The sequence below is a fragment of the Paenarthrobacter ureafaciens genome (genome assembly GCF_004028095.1).
GTDB lineage: Bacteria > Actinomycetota > Actinomycetes > Actinomycetales > Micrococcaceae > Arthrobacter > Arthrobacter ureafaciens.
The window spans coordinates 512,892-531,783 of record NZ_SBHM01000007.1; the positions used below are offsets into that span (position 1 = coordinate 512,892).

The 18,892-nt window shown below is 64.6% G+C and carries 18 protein-coding genes; 10 read left to right on the plus strand and 8 right to left on the minus strand.

Translation table 11 applies throughout. From position 1 onward, the window contains the following. The gene (locus AUR_RS06530) at positions 1-732 is read right to left on the minus strand and encodes a glutamine amidotransferase (RefSeq protein WP_062097942.1); all 732 of its coding nucleotides are present in this window, start codon (positions 730-732) and stop codon (positions 1-3) included. A 276-nt stretch (positions 733-1,008) separates the two neighbouring features. Here AUR_RS06530 and AUR_RS06535 point away from each other — a divergent pair, with 276 nt between their 5' ends. After that, positions 1,009-2,235, plus strand: coding sequence for an MFS transporter (locus AUR_RS06535; protein WP_031216836.1), 1,227 nt, complete (start codon positions 1,009-1,011; stop codon positions 2,233-2,235). A gap of 175 nt (positions 2,236-2,410) precedes the next feature. Beyond that, complete coding sequence (locus AUR_RS06540) at positions 2,411-3,739, plus strand: ammonium transporter (RefSeq protein WP_062097944.1); 1,329 nt, start codon at positions 2,411-2,413, stop codon at positions 3,737-3,739. Here AUR_RS06540 and AUR_RS06545 read toward each other — a convergent pair. After that, the gene (locus AUR_RS06545; protein ID WP_062097946.1) at positions 3,736-4,323 is read right to left on the minus strand and encodes a DnaJ family domain-containing protein; all 588 of its coding nucleotides are present in this window, start codon (positions 4,321-4,323) and stop codon (positions 3,736-3,738) included. The two genes, AUR_RS06540 and AUR_RS06545, sit on opposite strands and share 4 nt — an antisense overlap. Positions 4,324-4,536: 213 nt before the next feature. Then, the gene (locus AUR_RS06550; protein ID WP_062097948.1) at positions 4,537-6,819 is read right to left on the minus strand and encodes a SulP family inorganic anion transporter; all 2,283 of its coding nucleotides are present in this window, start codon (positions 6,817-6,819) and stop codon (positions 4,537-4,539) included. Between the two features lie 298 nt (positions 6,820-7,117). On the opposite strand from AUR_RS06550, the gene AUR_RS06555 reads away from it, so the two are divergent. From AUR_RS06555 to AUR_RS06565, 3 genes are read left to right on the plus strand one after another with little or no spacing between them, the layout of a single operon-like run. Beyond that, entirely contained in the window at positions 7,118-8,182 is a 1,065-nt protein-coding gene (locus tag AUR_RS06555; protein WP_062097950.1) for an acyl-CoA dehydrogenase family protein, read from the plus strand. Then, the gene (locus AUR_RS06560) at positions 8,176-9,540 is read left to right on the plus strand and encodes a bifunctional PIG-L family deacetylase/class I SAM-dependent methyltransferase (RefSeq protein ID WP_062097952.1); all 1,365 of its coding nucleotides are present in this window, start codon (positions 8,176-8,178) and stop codon (positions 9,538-9,540) included. The genes AUR_RS06555 and AUR_RS06560 overlap by 7 nt, the downstream gene beginning before the upstream one ends. After that, positions 9,537-10,364 carry a glycosyltransferase family 2 protein gene (locus AUR_RS06565; RefSeq protein WP_062097954.1) on the plus strand — a complete coding sequence of 276 codons (828 nt, stop codon included), beginning with the start codon at positions 9,537-9,539 and terminating at the stop codon, positions 10,362-10,364. Before AUR_RS06560 ends, AUR_RS06565 begins: the two co-directional genes overlap by 4 nt. 11 nt (positions 10,365-10,375) lie before the next feature. On the opposite strand, the gene AUR_RS06570 is transcribed toward AUR_RS06565, so the two are convergent. Next, positions 10,376-11,258, minus strand: a protein-coding gene (locus tag AUR_RS06570; protein WP_128397087.1) for an IS5 family transposase whose coding sequence is annotated in 2 segments (ribosomal slippage) — positions 10,376-10,894 and positions 10,896-11,258 — 882 coding nt in all. Because the reading frame shifts where the segments join, the coding sequence is not laid out codon by codon here. Positions 11,259-11,316: 58 nt separating this feature from the next. Then, positions 11,317-11,934: an adenylate kinase gene (locus AUR_RS06575; protein WP_375338544.1), complete on the minus strand. Its 618-nt coding sequence runs from the start codon at positions 11,932-11,934 to the stop codon at positions 11,317-11,319. A gap of 113 nt (positions 11,935-12,047) precedes the next feature. On the opposite strand from AUR_RS06575, the gene AUR_RS06580 reads away from it, so the two are divergent. The 5 genes from AUR_RS06580 to AUR_RS06600 all read left to right on the plus strand — a co-directional run bounded on the left by AUR_RS06580 (position 12,048) and on the right by AUR_RS06600 (position 17,005). Further along, positions 12,048-14,726, plus strand: a complete 2,679-nt coding sequence (locus AUR_RS06580) for an exo-rhamnogalacturonan lyase family protein (RefSeq protein ID WP_128397088.1) — start codon at positions 12,048-12,050, stop codon at positions 14,724-14,726. An 80-nt stretch (positions 14,727-14,806) separates the two neighbouring features. Next, entirely contained in the window at positions 14,807-15,085 is a 279-nt protein-coding gene (locus AUR_RS06585) for a hypothetical protein (protein ID WP_062097958.1), read from the plus strand. Positions 15,086-15,155: 70 nt separating this feature from the next. Continuing rightward, the gene (locus tag AUR_RS06590) at positions 15,156-15,986 is read left to right on the plus strand and encodes an oxidoreductase (RefSeq protein ID WP_062097959.1); all 831 of its coding nucleotides are present in this window, start codon (positions 15,156-15,158) and stop codon (positions 15,984-15,986) included. Positions 15,987-16,165: 179 nt separating this feature from the next. After that, on the plus strand, positions 16,166-16,336 hold the full coding sequence (locus AUR_RS06595) for a hypothetical protein (protein WP_021473460.1): 171 nt from the start codon (positions 16,166-16,168) through the stop codon (positions 16,334-16,336). 198 nt (positions 16,337-16,534) lie between these two features. Beyond that, positions 16,535-17,005 (plus strand): NUDIX hydrolase, encoded by a 471-nt coding sequence (locus AUR_RS06600; RefSeq protein WP_062099348.1) that lies wholly within the window; start codon positions 16,535-16,537, stop codon positions 17,003-17,005. On the opposite strand, the gene AUR_RS06605 is transcribed toward AUR_RS06600, so the two are convergent. From AUR_RS06605 to AUR_RS06615, 3 genes are all read right to left on the minus strand, one after another. Then, positions 17,006-17,560 (minus strand): PIN domain-containing protein, encoded by a 555-nt coding sequence (locus tag AUR_RS06605; protein WP_062097960.1) that lies wholly within the window; start codon positions 17,558-17,560, stop codon positions 17,006-17,008. It lies immediately after the preceding gene. After that, positions 17,561-18,016: an excisionase family DNA-binding protein gene (locus AUR_RS06610; protein ID WP_062097961.1), complete on the minus strand. Its 456-nt coding sequence runs from the start codon at positions 18,014-18,016 to the stop codon at positions 17,561-17,563. A gap of 75 nt (positions 18,017-18,091) precedes the next feature. Next, positions 18,092-18,862, minus strand: coding sequence for an alpha/beta fold hydrolase (locus tag AUR_RS06615; protein ID WP_241650876.1), 771 nt, complete (start codon positions 18,860-18,862; stop codon positions 18,092-18,094). Positions 18,863-18,892 lie beyond the last annotated feature (30 nt).

An 18,892-nucleotide genomic window follows, 5' to 3' on the forward strand; every position in this document is an offset into this window, starting at 1 on the left:
TCAGCGGGCGTAGCGTTCCGCGAAGTTCCGGAGGATCCGCATGGGCTCGGTGACGGGGTGCTGGCGTGCAGTCCGGATGAGTTCGTCGGCCTGGTGCGGCGGGAAGTATCCGGCATCCTTGTAGATCGTGATGCGTGTGGTGAGGCCGTCCACGTCAAGCTCCGGGTGGAATTGCGTGGCGTACAGGTTCTCTTTGATGCGGAACATGTGCACCGGGCAAGCCGGGGAGCTGGCCAGCAAGACGGCGTGACCGGGAAGTTGGCTGCAGGCTTCCTTGTGGCCAACGAACGCCTCGAAGGTTCGCGGGAGGCCCTTCAACAAGGGGTCCTGTTCACCGTCCTCCGTCAACGTGATCCGGGTTGGCCCAACAGGTTCCCCGAATTGGCGGTCGATGGTGGCGCCCTGGTGGACACCCAACGTTCCCACCCCGTAGCACGCGCCAAAAAACGGGAAGTCGTCGGCGACGATGCGGTCCAGCAAACGTGAGAGCTCACCCTCCACACGGATCTGAGCCGCGCTCTTTTCCTCCACAGGGTCGCTGGAGGTGTACGGGCTGCCTCCAACAATCACCCCGGAGTAGTCATCGAGGTCGATGGGCGGCAGGGGCCCTGCTTCCAGCCTGACGCGGACCAGCTCCCGCTCATCGAGGCCGCAGTAGCGCAGGTAGGCCTGGTACTCGTCGTCGGCTGCGTGGTCTTCGGCGCGGGTTGCTAGCAAGAGGAATGGCTTCACAGGCCCAGTCTGCGGGAGGGCGCTGGTTGTTTCCAAGCGTGTTGCGCAGGAGTGCGGGCCGCTGAGGGGGTGTCTGACAGACACTCCCTCAGCGCGTCAGTATTGCGTAGCTTTGACATTGTTCGCGCTAACGCCCCGGGTGCGATCCATTGTTGAGGAGCCATATTGAAGCAAGACCCGTCCGCAGTTGAAAGCCAGACGACCGAGGACATCAAGGACACCCAAGAGCCACTTTCACAGGAAACGACGGCGGCTCGCGGCACGCCGCAGCTCGCTGTGTCCGGAGCGCGCCCTGCGTCCGGCACGCACCCCGCGTCCGCAACGCGCCCCGGCAAAATACCTTGGTCCGCCCTCCTGGTCCTCGCAGCCGCCGGGTTCACGGCCGTCACAACCGAGCTGCTGCCATCGGGTTTGCTGCCGCAGATCAGCCGGGACCTTGGTGTGGAAGAGTCGGCCGTTGGCTCGCTCACGGCAGCATACGCCGCGATCATCGTCTTCACGGCTCTTCCCTTGTCGCGTCTCCTGGCCGGCCGCGTTCCCCGGAAAACCCTGTTGCTTGGGACCATGCTCGCGTTCGCACTCAGCAACGTGCTGTTGGCACTGAGCCCGACCCTCGCCGTCGCGGTGGGTGCACGGCTTCTGGGCGGCATCGCCCACGGCATGCTGTGGTCCACCATGGCCCCGTACATTGCGCGGATTGTTCCTGCACACTCCATGGGGAAAGCCATGGCCGTGGTGTTCAGCGGCAACAGCATCGCCTTGGCCGTCGGAGCGCCGATTGGAACGCTGATGGGCACCGTCCTGACGTGGCGGGCTTCGTTCGTAGTCCTTGCCGGCGTTGGAGTCCTTTTGGCCTTCCTGGCGTTTTGGGTACTGCCTGCAGTGAAGGATCCGGGAAGCCACAAAGCACCCTCTTTGCGGGCTGCCCTCAAGTTGCCGGGCGTCATTGCCGTGGCCATCGCCTGGCCGTTGTTGTTGCTGGCCCATTTCGCGATCTTCACTTACATTGCCCCGTTCCTCCTTTCCTCGGGACTGCCCGAAGCGTTCACCGGCATATCCCTCTCCGTAGTGGGTGTCTCGGGGCTGGTGGGCATTTGGATTGCCGGCCTGACCGCAGACTCCTACCCACGGCGCTCGGTGATGACCGCCGTCGGGCTTCTCCTTCTGGTGTTCGCGCTCATGCCGTTCCTGGGCACCACGGCCGTGGGCGTTTTCGTTTTGATGGCGGTGTGGGGCGCAGCGTTCGGCGCGCAGGGCATCTACAACCAGGCGGCGATCCTGCGGGCCGGCGGGGAACACAAAGACGCAGCCAATGGGATCACGGTAGTGACCATCCAACTGGGCATCGCCGTGGGTGCGGGATACGGGGCCGTTGCCCTCACCACCGCGGGGGCGCAGTGGATTCCGCTGGCCGCGGCCCTGCCCACGGCCATCGCGCTGGCCATCATGATCGCCGGCAGGCGTGGCGGGTACCCGGCCGGGGGCAGGGAGATCCGCCGTTAACATCTCCGAAACATGCCGGTCACGCGATCTTCACGAAGGCGGGATTTCTGTAACTTAGCCGCAACTTAGCTCTTCTGAACCGGAAACATAGCTCACCGACTATTGATCGGGGGTTAGCAAGGGCCCGACTTCCGAGGCCCGGTTTTCGGACAGGTTTGATCAGAAGGGAACGCAGATGGAGATCTCTGCGCAACACGTCTGGCTGATGCTGGCGTCGGCAATGGTGCTTTTCATGACCCCGGGCCTCGGCCTGTTCTACGGCGGAATGACGCGCGCCAAGGCTGCCCTCAACATGATCATGATGAGCTTCATCTCCGCTGGCATCGTGGGTGTGGTGTGGGTCCTTTGGGGTTACTCCATGACCACCGGCGACGGTTTCCTGGGCCTGTTCGGAAACCCCTTCGCGCACTTCGGCCTCCAGGACCTCATCGGATCCCCGGACCTCATCAAGGCCGGCTTCGCTGCAACGTTCGCGATCATCACGGTCGCACTCATCAGCGGAGCCATCGCCGACCGGGCCAAGTTCGGCGCATGGGCCGTGTTCGTGCCGATCTGGGTGACAGTTGTCTACTGCCCCTTGGCGTACATGGTGTGGGGCGGTGGCCTCATGAGCGCAGGCGGCGCCCTGACCAGCATCTTCGGACAAGTGATCGACTTCGCCGGTGGTGCGGTGGTCGAGGTCAGTTCCGGAACCGCAGCTTTTGTCCTCGCTTTGATCGTGGGAAAGCGTCACGGCTTCGCAAAGGACCCCAACCACCGGCCGCACAACGTTCCGTTCATCATGATCGGGGCCGCCATTCTGTGGTTCGGCTGGTTCGGTTTCAACGGCGGTGCCGCGACCACCGCCGAACAGGCGGGCCTCATCTGGGTCAACACCCTGGTGACGCCGGCTGCCGCGATGCTCAGCTGGCTGGTGGTCGAAAAAGTCCGGCACGGACACCCCACTTCCCTGGGCGCCGCCTCAGGCGTGGTTGCAGGCCTGGTGGCCATCACGCCGTCGTGCGCCAACATCAGCCCGCTCGCCGCCGTCGGTTTGGGCCTGGTGGCCGGCGCGGCCTGTGCGGTGTTCGTGGACCTCAAGTACAAACTCGGCTTTGACGATTCACTGGACGTGGTGGGCGTGCACTTCGGTGCCGGCGTTATTGGAACGCTGTCCCTCGGGTTCATCGCGCTTCCCCTCGATGGGTCTGCCGGAGGCCTCTTCTACGGTGGCGGCTTCCAACAACTCGTCGCCCAGGGTGTGGCGGTACTGGTGACCATCATCCTCTCGGGCCTAGGCACGCTGGTCATCGGGCGGGCGATCCACAAGACCATCGGCTTCCGCGTCACCCACGAACACGAAGTCACCGGCGTGGACCTCACCCAGCACGCTGAGACTGCCTACGAGTTTGGCCTCACCGCCCACGGCCACTTCCGGCAGCAGCAGGCTCACCTCGCCTCCTTGCTCAAGCGCAAGCCCGGGCCGGCACCCGGTGTGGAGTCCCGGGAAGACAGCTACGTTTAGTCCCCGCCGTTCCAGAGCCGCTGCCACCAGGAACGTTTCGACGGCGGTTCGGGTTCAGGTTGCTGCGGGGCGGAAGCAGCACGCCGTTCCCGCCACCGTTCCACTTCCAACTCAACGTCCCGCAGCTTGGTAATCACGGGCGGCCCGCCCTGCAATTGGCGGCGGGCTTCGATGACGCGCTTGTTGAAGTCCTCCAGCGTCTCCCGGACTTGTTTCTCCATGAGGAACTGGTCCAGCTTGGCCTCCAGTTCCGCGTCTTCGGTGCGCAGCAGAATCGCGGGAGGACCAAGGCCGCTGATCTGTTCGCGTTGGATGAGCCCCTTGACCCACCAGTCCGGGTCGTAGCCCTTGCCGAGGCCGGGAATCGGTTTGCCGGCGTACTTGAGGTTGTCGAACTTCCCTTGGGACATCGCTTCGCGGACCAGATAGTCGGCGCGTGCAGCCTCGTTGACCTTGCGGCGTTTCTCCCTCAGCGCGTTATCCGCGTCCAGTTCAGCCCGTTCCCGGGCATCGCCCACGGAACCTCGGCCCGCCCGGAGTTCGGCAGCACGTTCCAGTCTCCGCCTGTTGTTGTGGTCGCCCATGGCACCACCGCCTCTCACGATCGTCCGTAACAGCAGGAATCGTGGTCTACTTCCCAGTATTCCCCAATGCGTCGGTGGTGAAACATGGAATCCGTGTTCCGCCACGACCCACTTTGGCCAGCGGGAGGCCCCGAAGCCGCCGGAAATGCGGCGTGTTGGAGGCACCCCTGGCTCAAAGTGGGTCGTGGCGGCACAGGTGTCGGTGGAGACGGACTAGTTGACAGCCATACTCGGATCCAGCTGCTCAATGCCTTCCGCCGTCACCAGAATGACGCGGGCGGTGCAGATGTCATAGAACAGCCCCGTGGCCTGCACCTGCCCGGAGGCCAACGCGGGTCCGGTCACGGGATGGTCGTGAAGTTTGCGCAACTGCACGGCCACGTTCACCATGCTGAGCTGATCCACGCGGTTGAACCCCTCAGCAGCTGCCGCCAAGGCAACAGGATGGCCATCAACCAGTGAACGGTAGGCCGGCCGGGCATGGTCCAGCCACGCATCAAAGCCCGAACCCAACGTAGGCGCGGGGCCCTCGGCATCCGCCAGGACAGCCTTCATCGCCCCGCAATTCGAGTGCCCGCACACCACGATCGAATCCACGGCCAACCCTTTGACGGCGAAGGCCATGACTGAATCAATCGAAGCCTCGTCATCATCGCGGCAGACCACGTTGCCGATGTTCCGGAGGGTCAGGAGGTCGCCGGGTCCACTGCTGGTGATGAGGTTGGGATTGACGCGCGAATCGACGCAGGCAATGAACAAGGTGTCAGGGTTCTGTTCCTCGGTGAGGTCCTGGACCAGTGGCCGGACTTTGTCGGCGTAGCGGCGATGGTATTTGTCGATGCCCAGGAGGATTGACCGCAGCGGCGGGTGATCGTGTCCGTCGTCGTCCGCTGTTTGATCGGCCGGCGCAGCAGGCTGCCAGGACGATCGCGGCGGGAGCGGAAACTCACGCAGGTCCTGGCGCTGCGGTGCGCTGTGGGCGGCATCGGTGAAGGCCGTGGTTCCGTGTTCTTCGATGGTGACGGTGGCCCCGGTGCTGCGCTGCTGCGCCTGCCATGCGGTGAGCGCTTCGCGGAAGGCATGGTCCAGGTAGTCGGCGTTGAGTTCCACCAGTGCGTCCTGGCCGGCGGGCACGGAGTGGAGCACCCGGTTGAGCCGCGGAAGGGCAAAAAAGCTGCAAGACCCTGCAATGGTGAGCCGCCACGGCTGGCCGTCGAGCACGGGCTGGTGGACGTGGATCTGTGCACGGAGAACCCTCCACAGGACGCACACGGCGGCCAGCGCGAGGCCGATGATGACGCCCTCCAGGAGGTTCAACGCCACAACACATACCAACGTCACGGAGTACACCAGGAGGTCGCCCGTGCGGAGGCTGGTCTTGATGTCGGCGATCTTCACGAGCTTGGCACCGATCACCAGCAGCAAGCCCGCGAGCACGGACAGGGGAATGAGCTGGATGATGCCCGCAAACAGGGCCGAGAAGAGGAGCACCCACACCCCGTGCAGGATCGCGGAGGCACGGCTCTTGCCGCCGGCTTCCACGTTCGTGGCACTGCGGACGATCACGCCGGTGACCGGGAGGCCACCCAGCATGCCGGACACCATGTTGGCTGAGCCTTGCCCCACCAGTTCACGGTTGAGGTTGGCGCGGGGTCCGGTGTGCATCTTGTCAACGGCCACCGCGGACAGCAACGACTCGATGCTCGCGATCAACGCCACGGTCATGACCGCCATGCCGACGGACAACCAATTGCCGTCCGGCAGTACCGGCAACGCCACGGCGTCGAACAGGGAGCCGCTGAAACTGACCCGCTCCACGCCGGGCGCCACCGCCACGGACACCGCAGTCACAGCAACGACGGCCGCCAGGGGGCCAGGCACTTTCCGCACCGCAGCGGGGAGGTACTTCCACGCGATCAGGACCGCCACGACCGCCAGCCCGAGCAACGCGGAGTGCAGCTCGACCCGCGTGATGGCGGCCGGCAGGCCTGCCAGGTTGTCGACTGCGGAGTCCCCCGCCTGCCCGCCCAGGAGCACGTGGAGTTGCTGCAGGATGATGGTGATTCCAATCCCCGCGAGCATGGCTTTGACCACCACCGGGGAGACCGCCAGCGCAGCGCGCCCCACGCGGCTCAGCCCCAGGAGCAACTGCACGACGCCGGCAGCAGCGGTGATTGCGCACGTCACCTGCCAGCCGAACTCGGCGATGAGCCCGGCGACCACCACCGTCAGGCCTGCTGCCGGGCCGCTCACCTGGAGGACGGAGCCGCCAAGGCTGCCGGCCACAATTCCGCCGACAGCCGCGGCGATGAGGCCGGCCATGATCGGCGCGCCAGACGCTGCGGCGATGCCGAGGGACAGCGGGAGTGCCACCAGGAAGACGACCAGCGAGGCCGGGAGATCAGCGCCCAGGCTGGCTGGAAATCGGAGCCTTTTCTGTCCTGGCGGGCTGTGGGCGTCGTTGAGGGACGTTTTGGACTTGAGGGTTGGATGCATGGGATGTTCCTTGGCTCGGGGAGTTGACGACCCCAGCGTAGGAAAACTGTCACGCCTTGTGACAAGGTTTTGTGACAGAGTTGACAAAATTAGTGAATCGGCGGCTTCATGCAGCGACAAGCGGGAACTTTTGCCTCCCCGGAAGTCGTTGAGCACCCGCCGTCGTACGATTGCGTTCGCAACCCGCCAGGTTCAGGACCCGACGGACCGGGGCTAAAGGCTCGGACCCAAAAGTAAGGCTCCTTAGGGTAGGTTGGTGGGAACCGGAAAACGGCCAATCGGCAGCTTGGAGGCATCTATGGGCGAAACCACCGAATTCCAACCAGTGCTGATCAGCTCGGAACCGGTGCAGCTCCAAGCCCTGCAACCCACGCTCGACGCCGTGCACACCCACATAGGCGATGTCCCTGCCCTGCTGGACATCGCGAAGGACATCGGACGGACTGCCCCACACCCGGGAGAGGGCAGCACCGGCAAACTGTGGGAGCTCCTGGCCTCGGTCACGGCAGTGGATGTCGCGGCGGGTCGGATCCTGGAACCCCACCTCGATGCCCTGCATATCCTCGCCCAGGCCGGGCACGACCAACCAGACGGCGCATGGGGTGTTTTCGCTGCCGAGGGTCCGGGGCAAAAACTGGAGGCCAAGAAGGATAGCGACGGCGGCTACGTCCTGGAAGGCGATAAACCCTGGTGCTCCCTCGCCGCGCAACTGGACGGGGCAGTCATCACAGCGCACTTGCCAGGAGAAGAGGGTCGTGCGGCCTTCGCCGTCGATCTCAAGGACCCCGGCGTCACTTGCGGGGAGCCGGCGTGGACCAGCCGTGGACTACGGGAAATCCCCAGCGGCCCAGTACATTTCAACAGGGTTCCGGCCACCATCATCGAGGGTCCGGGTTGGTACCATCAGCGGCCGGGATTCGCGTGGGGCGGCATGGGCGTGGCGGCGTGCTGGCTCGGCGGTGCCATTGCTTTGGCACGCGACTTTGCCGAATCCTTGGCCAGGTCCGCGGACAAGGGGCGGGCGGCTGACCAAATCGCGCTGGCCCACCTCGGCGACATCGACCGCACCATCAACTCCGCCACCGCATCGCTCGCGCGTGCAGCCGAACGCATCGACGCCTTCGAACCCGACGCCTTTTCCAGCACGTGGAGCGGGGCACTCCGTGTCCGCGGAACCGTTGCCGCCGCCGTCGAACGCATCCAAACCCTGGTGAACCAAAACCTGGGCCCGGGCCCGCTGGCCTTCAACGATTCGTACGGAAAACGCATGGCGGACCTGTCCCTCTACGTCCGCCAGCACCACGCCATGCGGGACGACGCGCAGCTCGGCGCCCGCGCCCTGCAAGGGGACCGCGAATGGTGACCTTCACCCACAACGACGCCGGCACCCCCGAGGCCGACTGGGATGCCAGCGGCATTCGCGCGCTCCCGGAACTGCCCATGAGTGCCGAGGAGCTCGCCAGCATGACGTTCGTCGTCCTGGCAGCGCATCCCGACGACGAATCGCTGGGCGCCGGCGGCCTCCTGGCCAGGCTCCACGCGCTGGGTGCCACCGTCCGCCTGCTGCTGTGCACAGCAGGCGAGGCATCACATCCGGAATCCACAACCACGACGCCGGAACAGCTTGCCGCCGTCAGGCTCACTGAGTTCGGAGAGGCTGTGTCCGGGCTGGCTCCCAGCGCCAAGTGGCGGTTCGTGGAGGTTCCGGATGGTCGCGTGGCCGCACACGTTGATAGCGTTGCCGCCGCCATCCGCCGGGAAGTGGCCGGGTCCGGCGCCCCGGCCGACAGGGTGGTCCTGGTTGCCCCCTACCGCTCGGACGGACATACCGACCACGATGCCCTCGGAAGCACCGCGGCCCGGATCGCGGCAGCAGAAGGCTACGGGCTGCTCGAGTACCCCATTTGGTACTGGCTCTGGGCCGGGCCGGAAGACGGCACATGGGAATCGTGGGTGCGGTTGCCGCTGGGCCCTGACGAACGCCGGGCCAAAGCGCAGGCCATGCACTCCCACGCATCCCAAACGCAGCCACTCTCCCAGGAACCCGGCGACGAAACCCTGCTGTCCCCTACGTTCCTGGAACACTTCTCGCGGAGCTGGGAGACCTTCGCGTGGACCCCTCCAGCCGGAGGATCGAACACAGCCCGCGACGCCGAGTCAATCTTCGACGCCGTTCATGCCCGCGAAGAGGACCCGTGGGACTACGCCTCGGGTTGGTATGAACGCCGCAAGCGGGCCCTTACACTCGCGGCGCTGCCGGAAGAGAGGTACGAATCCGGACTGGAAATCGGCTGCTCGATCGGGGTCCTCAGCGCCGAACTTGCCCCGCGATGCGAGCGGTTCCTGGCCGTGGATGCGAGCAGTACGGCCCTTGCCCAAGCCGCCCGACGCTTGTCCGGCATAGGCCATGCGGGCACCGGGCACCTGACCGTGCCGTCGGAATGGCCCTCCGGAACCTTTGACCTGGTAGTGGTGTCAGAGATGGGGTACTACCTCAGCCCGGATGAACTCGATGGGATGCTGCACCGCGTCAAGGACTCCATGCGGCCCGGCGGCACGCTGCTCCTGTGCCACTGGCGCCACCCGATCTCCGGCTGGACATTGGACGGAGAAACCGTCCACAGGACCGCCCGCCGCGTGCTCGACTGGCCAAGCCGGGGACTGTACCGGGAGAAGGACTTCCTCCTGGAAGTGCTCGTCGCCCCGGGCGGTGCGGCGTGACAGGGCGGGCAATCCGGCACGTTGCGGTAGTCGTGCCCGCGCATAACGAAGAAGAGGAACTCGGCCCCGCCCTGAGTGCCATCCGCCATGCGGCCGACGCCCTGAGTGCCGGGAATCTACGTCGCGAGGTCCAAGCGGCCGATGCCCGGAGTGCCGAGGACTCGGCCGCCGAGGCAGGAACCGCGCAAGGACCACAGGTGTCCGTCAGCATCACGGTAGTTCTGGACAGTTGCACCGACGGTTCCCGCGATATCGTCAGGGCCCATGCCACCGCCGACGCCAGGGTCCGCATGATTGAGACCCGGGCCCGAAGCACGGGAGCCAGCCGCGCAGCCGGCGTGATGGCCGCGCTGGCCGACCTCGAGGCGGACCGCGGCACCAATCCGGACACGGTCTGGCTGGCCAACACTGATGCGGACTCCAGGGTGCCAACAAACTGGCTGATCCGGCAGGTGGAGTTGGCCAACGCCGGGGTGGACGTCGTCCTGGGCTCAGTCGAACCGGATTCCCGCACCGCAGACCCGGGGATCCTTCGCCGCTGGCTTGAGCTGCATCCTTTCCGGGAGGACCACCCGCACATTTACGGAGCCAACTTCGGCGTCCGCGCGTCCGCGTACCTGGCCGTGGGCGGGTTTCCGAAGTTGCAGGCACACGAGGACCGGATTCTGGCCACGCGGTTGTCACGGCAGGGATTCGTGATCAGATCGACGGACGCCAACAGGGTGGTCACGTCGTCCCGGACAACAGCCCGGGCACCCCAGGGATTCGCCACCTACCTGCGGACCCTCGGCGAACTGGCGCCTGTCACCGCGGATATCGCCTAGGGCGTGTCTCCTTATTGGCGTAGCCAGATTAGGACGGAGTAGAGGGCGACCCCCGAGCGGTAGGTGATGGCGAGCTTGTCGTATCGGGTGGCGATGCTGCGCCATTGCTTGAAAATGTTGAAGGACTGCTCGACGACGGACCTGCCTTTGTAGGCCTCGCTGTCGAAGTCCACGGGTCGGCCACCGCGTGCGCCTTTGCGTTTGCGGTTGGCGATCTGGTCTCTGGGTTCGGGAATGACTGCCTTGATCTTCCGGGCCCGCAGGAGTGAGCGGTTGGCCCTGGAAGAGTAGGCCTTGTCGCCCATCACCGTGTCGGGGCGGGTCCGGGCCCGGCCCGTTCCGGCGCGCGGGACGTTGATGGCGTCGATGACGTGCGGGAACACGCGTGAGTCCGAACCTTGGCCTGGTCCAATGATGAACGCCAGAGGTCTGCCTTTCCCGTCGCAGGCGTGGTGGATCTTCGTGCTCAAGCCGCCACGGGAACGCCCAACTGCGTGATCCTCAGGCTCGGCCGAGAGTTTCTTGTAATTCGGCGGATCCCCCTGTGTTGCGGGGAAGGTTGGTTCCGTGCTGGTGGGCGCGGTTGATCGTTGAGTCCACCGATACAGTCCAGTCAATCTCCCCGTCGGCGTCAGCTTCGGTCAGCAGCACGGAGTGGATTCGGTCCCAGATTCCGTCTGCTGCGAAGCGGCGGTGGCGCTTCCATACCGTCTGCCACGGACCGAACTGCTCCGGCAGGTCCCGCCAGGCAATCCCGCACCGGTACCGGTAAGCGATGCCCTCCACAACTTGGCGGTGGTTCCGGAACGGGCGACCGCGCTGGCCGTCGGAACTGGGCAGCAACGGCTCAACGCGGGCCCACTGATCATCGGTAAAGACTTGGAAACGAGACACGCCCCCAAGTTTTCCAGCCGGCGGTCAGCCTATTTGGGAGACACGCCCTAGTACGCCCCTAGTGCCGGATCACCGACTCCACTGCGGCGATGGCTGCTGCCGTGATCATCTCCTTCTGCCCTGAACCCTCCACGGTCAAGAGAATCCCGCGCTGTTCATAGGCACTGATGACGGGACGCGTCTGCTCCCGGTACAGCTCCAGCCGCCGCTTGATGACGGGACCGGTATCGTCTCTGCGGCCCTGGTCCTTGGCCCGCAGGAGCATCCGTTCCAGCAATTCGTCGTCGGAAACCGTGAGGGCCAGGACGGCTTCCAGCGCCTGGTGCCGCGTACCGAGCAGCGCGTCAAGCGATTCCACCTGTGCCACGGTCCTCGGGTACCCGTCCAGCACGAAGCCCGCACCGGCGTCGTCAACTTCCAGGCGCTGACTCAGCATCGCCGTGGTGACGTGGTCCGGCACGAACTCGCCACGGTCCATGTAGCGTCCGGCCTCCGCACCGAGGCTTGTCCCGTCGCGGACATGGGCCCTGAAGAGATCGCCCGTTGAAATCGCGGGCACGGAGAAGTGCTTGGCGATGTGTTCAGCCTGTGTTCCCTTGCCAGAACCGGGAGGTCCCATGATGATCAGTCGCGCCATGACGCTGGTCCATTCGAAAGAGGCGGAGACTTCAACCATACGCCCCTGCGCTTTATCGCGGCACCCCGCCCTTGCGAGCCCCATCACATCGGAGTACGGTTTTTGAAACGTCACAAAGAAAGCGCTTTCCCAGACTCTTGAGGTGAAATTCCATGACACAGCACGCCCCGGTCACGTGGATCGACGGCGCACCCCCCGCCACGCTCAGCGGTGGCTCCACTTGGGGAATGCCCTTCCAGCGCGGAACAGTCCATGACGCCGATGCCCTGTCCGTCGTCGACGCGGACGGCACCGCCACCCCCTCCCATGCCTGGCCCTTGGCTACCTGGCCCGACGGCTCCCTCAAGTGGGCCGGACTCGCCATCGGCGCCACGGACAACCCCTCAACCAGCTACTCAGTGCAGCTTCCTTCCGGCGCGGCGGACGGAACGCAAGCGCACGACGCCGGTCCGGCAGCCGCCGTCGTACGTGAACCGCAGGTGGTGGTCACCGAAACGGCGGAAACCATCACAGTCTCCACAGGAACAATGGACATGCTTCTGGCGCGCACCGGCGACCGGCTGTTCCGAAGCCTGACGCGGGACGGCTCGGTGGTGGCCCGGGACGCACAACTGGTAAGCCTGCTGCAGGACGGGATTGCCGAGGGCGCCGGCAGCACGAGCAGGGAAGGATTCACGGGCCACCTCGAGTCGGCGACGGTGGAACAGAGCGGGCCCGTGCGGGCTGTGGTGCGGATGGACGGCCGGCATCGTTCGGATAGTCCACAGTCGCCACGGCGGGAATGGCTCCCCTTCACTGTTCGTTTCTACTTCCTCGCCGGCGCCCGGAGCGTTCGCATGGTGCACTCGTTCGTGTGGGACGGAAATGTTGAAAAAGACTTCCTGGCCGGCTTGGGCGTGCGGTTCACGGTCCCCTTGGCCAGCGAACTGCACGATCGGCACGTACGGCTTGCCGGGGCGGACGGCGGGTTCCTGGTGGAGGCCGTCCGCGGACTGACGGGCCTTCGCCGCGATCCGGGCGCCGAAGTGCGGAAAGCCCAGCTCGGCGGGGAACCCACGCCGCCGCTGGAGCAGTGGAATCCGGAGGTCTCCGAGCGCCTGCACCTGATTCCCGCGTGGAACGACTTCACCCTCACGCAGTTGTCCGCCGATGGCTTTGAGCTCCGCAAACGGACCGCCGCCGGGCATGGCTGGGTGGGGATCTCGGGCGGCACCCGGTCCGCCGGTTTCTGCTCGCTGAGCGACGTCGGCGGCGGTTTCGGGATAGGGGTGCGGGACTTCTGGCAATCGCACCCCGGGCAGTTGGACATCCGCGGCGCCGCTACGGCCGAACCCAGCGTCACGGCGTGGCTCTACTCCCCCGAAGCCCAACCCATGGACCTGCGCTTCTACCACGACGGCCTGGGCCAGGACACCTTCGAAGAGCAACTCGAAGGCCTGGAGATCACTTACGAGGACTACGAACCCGGCTTCGGCAGTGCACAAGGGATAGCAAGGACGCACGAGCTCACGCTCTTCGCCTACGACTCCACTCCCCCGGTCGAGTCACTGGAAACCGACGCAGCGTACGCCTCCCGGCCACCGGTCCTGCAACCCTCGCCCCAGTACCTGCACAGCGCGGGCGTCTTCGGCGACTGGACACCGGTGGATCGCAGCACGCCTCCCCGCGCGGAACTCGAAGACAAGCTGGACTTCCTCTTCGACTTCTACCGCGGCCAGCAGGAGCAGCGCCGTTGGTACGGTTTCTGGAACTACGGCGACGTCATGCATACCTACGATTCGGACCGGCACGTCTGGCGCTACGACGTCGGCGGCTATGCGTGGGACAACTCAGAGCTCTCCCCCGACTTGTGGCTTTGGTACATGTACCTCCGCTCCGGCCGCGCCGATGTGTTCCGTTTCGCCGAGGCCATGACCCGGCACACCGGCGAGGTGGATGTCTACCATCTGGGCCCCTGGCGCGGACTTGGCTCGCGGCACAACGTCCAGCATTGGGGCTGCAGCGCCAAGCAATTGCGGATCAGCAACCCTGCCTATCGCCGGTTCTACTACTACCTGACGGCCGACGAACGGACCGGGGATCTCCTCACCGAACTGGTGGACAGCGACCATAATTTCCTTGGCCTGGACCCGGTCCGCAAGGTTCGCCCCGATGCCGATACCTACCGCCCGGACCGCGGCGCACTGGGCGTTGGGCTGGGTACCGACTGGGGCTCGCTCGCGGCCACCTGGCTCACCGATTGGGAACGCACCGGCAACCCCCGCTCACGCGACCGCCTGTTGGGCACCATGGCTGACATCGGCGCCCTCAAGTACGGCTTCCTCACGGGTGAGGCACTGTATGACCTGGATGCAGGAAGGTTCGACGCCGGACGCGAGGTCATCAGGGTCTCCCACCTGAGTGCGGTGTTCGGCTTGGTGGAGATCTGCAGCGAGCTCATCAGCCTGGTGCCGGACGATGGGTTCGAGGAGGCCTGGCTGCAGTATTGCCGGCTGTTCCTGGCTTCACCCGAAGAGCAGGCCGCCGAGGTGGGCCATGCGTTGGACGGCATCTACCTGACGCAGGCCCACAGCCGCCTCACGGCCTACGCAGCAGCCCGGCTTGGTTCGCCTGAGCTGGCCGCATCGGCCTGGTCCAGCTTCAGCGTCGGCGGCGAAAACCTGAACCATGCCGAGGCGTTCACCCTGAAGACGATCAAGCCCCCGTATGTCCTCCAACCCGTTGATGAGGCGCCCACGGTGTCCACCAATGACACCGCCCAGTTTGGCCTGGCCGCCATCCAGAACCTGGCCCTCATCGGCGGGCACCTGCCTGCAGATCCGGCGTCGTAATCCCTATACCTCTGGTCCGGATCCGCAAATCCAGATATAGTAAGTATGCTGACAAATTCCGAGCGAGCCAGGAGGACGCTGTGACCGAGAAGGATACGGAACGCACCACCGCAAGCGAAGACACTCTGAACCCAATCACCCATCCGTTCGACCAAACCAACGGACTGGCGGACGACCTCGACGGCGATTCCGACGGCACGGCTGAGAGCGATACGCGCAGCGAAGCCGAACGCACGGACGACGACGAATCAGGGGCAGGCGTACTGGACGGCGACACCAGCGAGGACGCCACAGGCCCCGAAGGCAGGAAAGGCCCGGGTGCCGTGCCGCCCCTCGGCGGAGCACTCGGACAGCACTAGCAGCACGTGGAATGCCGCCCCGGCCATCGCCCGGGGCGGCATCTCTTCGTCACGACTTCAAAGGAACCTCATGACTACCTGGCTTATTACCGGTTGCTCAACAGGCCTCGGCCAGGCCTTGGCGAAAGCCGTGCTCGAGAAGGGCCACAACGCGGTGGTCACCGCACGTGACACCGCAACCCTGCAGGACCTCACCACTGGATTCCCGACGACGGCCCTCGCCGTGGGGCTCGATGTCACCGACGCCACCCAGGTTGCCAATGCCGTGAAGAAGGCGGAGGACCGGTTCGGCGGCGTTGATGTGCTGGTCAATAACGCCGGATACGGTTACCGTGCGGCCGTCGAAGAGGGCGATGGGGAGGATGTCAGGGCCCTTTTCGACACCAACGTGTTCGGCCCCGTATCCATGATCAAAGCGGTGCTTCCCGGCATGCGTGCACGGCGGTCCGGGGCCATTGTGAACATCTCCTCAATAGGCGCCCGGATTTGCCCTCCCGGTTCCGGTTACTACGCCGCTTCCAAGGCCGCGCTGGAAGGTATCTCGGGGTCAATGCAGAAGGAGCTGGCGCCGCTGGGAATCTCGGTCACAGCGGTGGAGCCGGGCGGATTCCGCACGGACTTTGCCCGGCGTTCCCTGACGCAGTCCGCGGAGGCCATCGATGACTATGCTGACACCGCCGGAAAGCGCCGCAAGGAAAACGACACCGTTCACGGTACCCAGCCCGGCGACCCGGACAAGGCTGCGCAGGTGATCATCGACGCCGTTGAAGCCGAAGAGACGCCCGCCTTCCTGTTGTTGGGAGCGGACGCCCTGTATGCCTACGACGCCGTTGAAGAAGCAATGCGGGCCGAGGTGGAGCGCTGGCGGGAACGGAGCGGGAGCACCGGTTACACAGAGTAAAGAGCAACGTGTAATCGGTCACACTTGGGCGGATTTGCTTGTCATTCAGGGCAGCCACCATGAACCATGAATGAGGGAACGCGTTCCCAACAAGCTGAATCAGCAATCCTCACCGACGAGGATGCGGCCCCGGGCGAAGAGGCTTGGGGCTGTTAAAAGCCTGAGTGAAAGTACTGACAATGACGACACATACTGACTCCATCTCGCTTAAAATCTGGGATAACTCGGCAATCGACCACACCATCGAAGCCGCAATCCGGGATCTCACCCCTCGCGCCGCTGCGGAGAACTGCGGTATCTCCGTGACCCTCAGCGGACCCAAGACCTTCACGGTCAGCCTTAACCGCTAAGCAGTCCAGACACACCAGAAAGCGGACGACTCCGGTACCCACCGGCGTCGTCCGCTTTTTTGTTGCTCCGCGAGTTCGCTGGAAACGTGCCAAACACCCTGCAAGTTTCCCTACGACGTCGCCGGTTTTGCGCCCGGCCGGTGACCAAGCCGTGGAGTAGCCTTGGACCTCGAGGCACAGCTTGTCAAGGGAGGACGCATCAGTATCCGAAGCGCAGGGATCCTGCTTTACAGGCGGTCCGCGGAGAATGGCTTGGAACTCTGGATTGCCCACATGGGCGGCCCTTTCTGGGCCCGCAAGGACCAGCACGCCTGGTCCATCCCGAAGGGTGAATTCGCAGACGACGAAGACCCGTTGGTTGCTGCCCGGCGCGAGTTCACGGAGGAGATCGGGTCACCCCCGCCGGACGCGGAGTACCACCTACTGGGCATCTTCCGGCAACCCTCCGGCAAACTCATCACAGCCTTCGCTGCGGAGGCCCCGGCTTTCCAGCCGGAGGAAGTGGTGAGCAACACCTTCCCCATGGAATGGCCCAAAGGCTCCGGTACCATCAAGGAGTTCCCCGAGATCGACGACGCCCAATGGATCGACGAGGCAACAGCACGCACCAAGCTGGTCAAGGGTCAGCTGCCCATTGTGGATGCCCTGGTTGCGCACCTCAATGCTTGATCAGCGTCTCAACGCCGCCGGAATCTGCGGTAGGCCCTCGATCTCAAGCCGTCTCAAAACATCATTGACGTCCAACGGAGGGTTCCGGAAAGCTTCGGACATATTCCGCACCGCGACGTGTAGTTCCACAGCGTCCAAATAGAACTGATCCATGAGGAAATCGTCCGGGTGCTTGGCCTCAATGCCCCAGGGTTCCAGGAGCCCGACTGGGAAGTGCTTCAAATTCTTCGTGACGATGACCTGGGCTTGCGCCTTCATTGCCGCAGCCATCACATGGGCATCGCCTGCATCCGGAGACGCTGCAAACATCTGTTCCAGTGGTTCGTAGTTGGTTACAAGGCAGTCCGGAACGGCATCACACATCAGTTTTCGCGTGCGGTCCAGCTTGGAACCGTCAAGGTCAGGTCTATTGGCTTTAAGGTTTCGAAAAGTCTCGTCCAGGATGACTTCCGTCCAGCGGGCCTGCACCAAGCCACTCTGCGCTACCCGCACCAAGAGGTCCCGTAATGCGCTTGGGTAAAGGACATTGGCATCGTAGACGACCGTGAAGACCACCTAAATGAGCCCCATTTCCTGTCCCAGCGCCGATAACTCGTCCGCAGCGTCCTTCTGGGCCACCAAAGCCCGGCGTTTGTAATCGTAGAGTGACTCCGCCATCACGCGGCGGTGTGTGCCTACCTTACGGAACTCGATCTGACCTGATTCCAGTAACCGGACCAAATAGGGACGCGATACGTTGAGCAGATCCGCAGCTTGCTGAGTCGTCAGTTCGGCATTCATCGGGATGACGGTGACTCCTTGCCCGGCCGCCATCTTTCCCAGAATTCGAATCATCAGTTCGGCTGCAGGTCCGGGCATCTCCAGGTGCCCACCGTCAGCCACTGTCATCTCAACCGGCTGGCGCGGGTCAGTGTGCGAGTCCACGGCCCTCCGCAGGACCTTCAATGCGTCACGGGCCAGCTCAGCATCGCTTCCGTGCGGATACGCCGGAGTTGCCGGCTCAACGGTCATCGTGCGTCCTCCTAGGTTGGGCAGGGTACCCAAGCAAGCTTAGTCGCTAAACGAAATAAACGAAACGCCTTCCTGCTATCGGCTCTTCCTTGTTGTGAACTCCTGGATCCAGTCAACGGTTTCGGGGTGGTCCAGGTGGAGGCCGTGCCCTGCCCCCGGGACGCGGACCAGCACTGAGCCCCGGATGTGTCGCCGGAGCGCAACGGCGTTCGGCAGCGGCGTCAACGGGTCCTCCGTCCCGTGGAGAATCAACGTCGGAGCCAGGATGGAACCCAGTTCCGACCACGCGTCATGCTCACGGCTGGCCCTGAAATGACGCGACTTTGCCCAGGCCGAGGCCCTGGACGTGAAGAACGTTTGCACCGCCTCGGGGTGGTCCGCAGCCCACTCCGCATCGAAGAACAAAGGGGCCAGCCGTACCAGGTCGCCGCTCACCAGGGCCGCCGGGTCCGCCCGCATCCCCGGATCCGTTGATCGTCCTCCACTGCTCGCAGCCAGGATCAACGTCCTCACTCGCTCAGGGAAGTCGATGGCGAGCCACTGCCCTATCCGGCCACCCATGGAGTGCCCATATACGTCCGCAGTCTCCACCCCGGCGGCGTCCAGTACAGCAACCGCATCGGCAGCCAGCAAACGGGTGGAATAGCGATCAGCTTGCCCCTGCCCGCTGCGGCCAACCCCACGGTGGTCGAAGCGGATTACGCGATAAAAGCGGGACAACAGTTCCGCCGTCAGGCCCCAACCGTCCATGGCCGTCGCCTGACCGGCGATCAACAGCAATGGCTCCCCGCCGCCGGACTCCGTCCACGCCAGTTCGGTTCCGTCAGGGGCCGCAGCAAAGTTCACCGTGACACTTTATCGGTGCAGCGGCCGGAA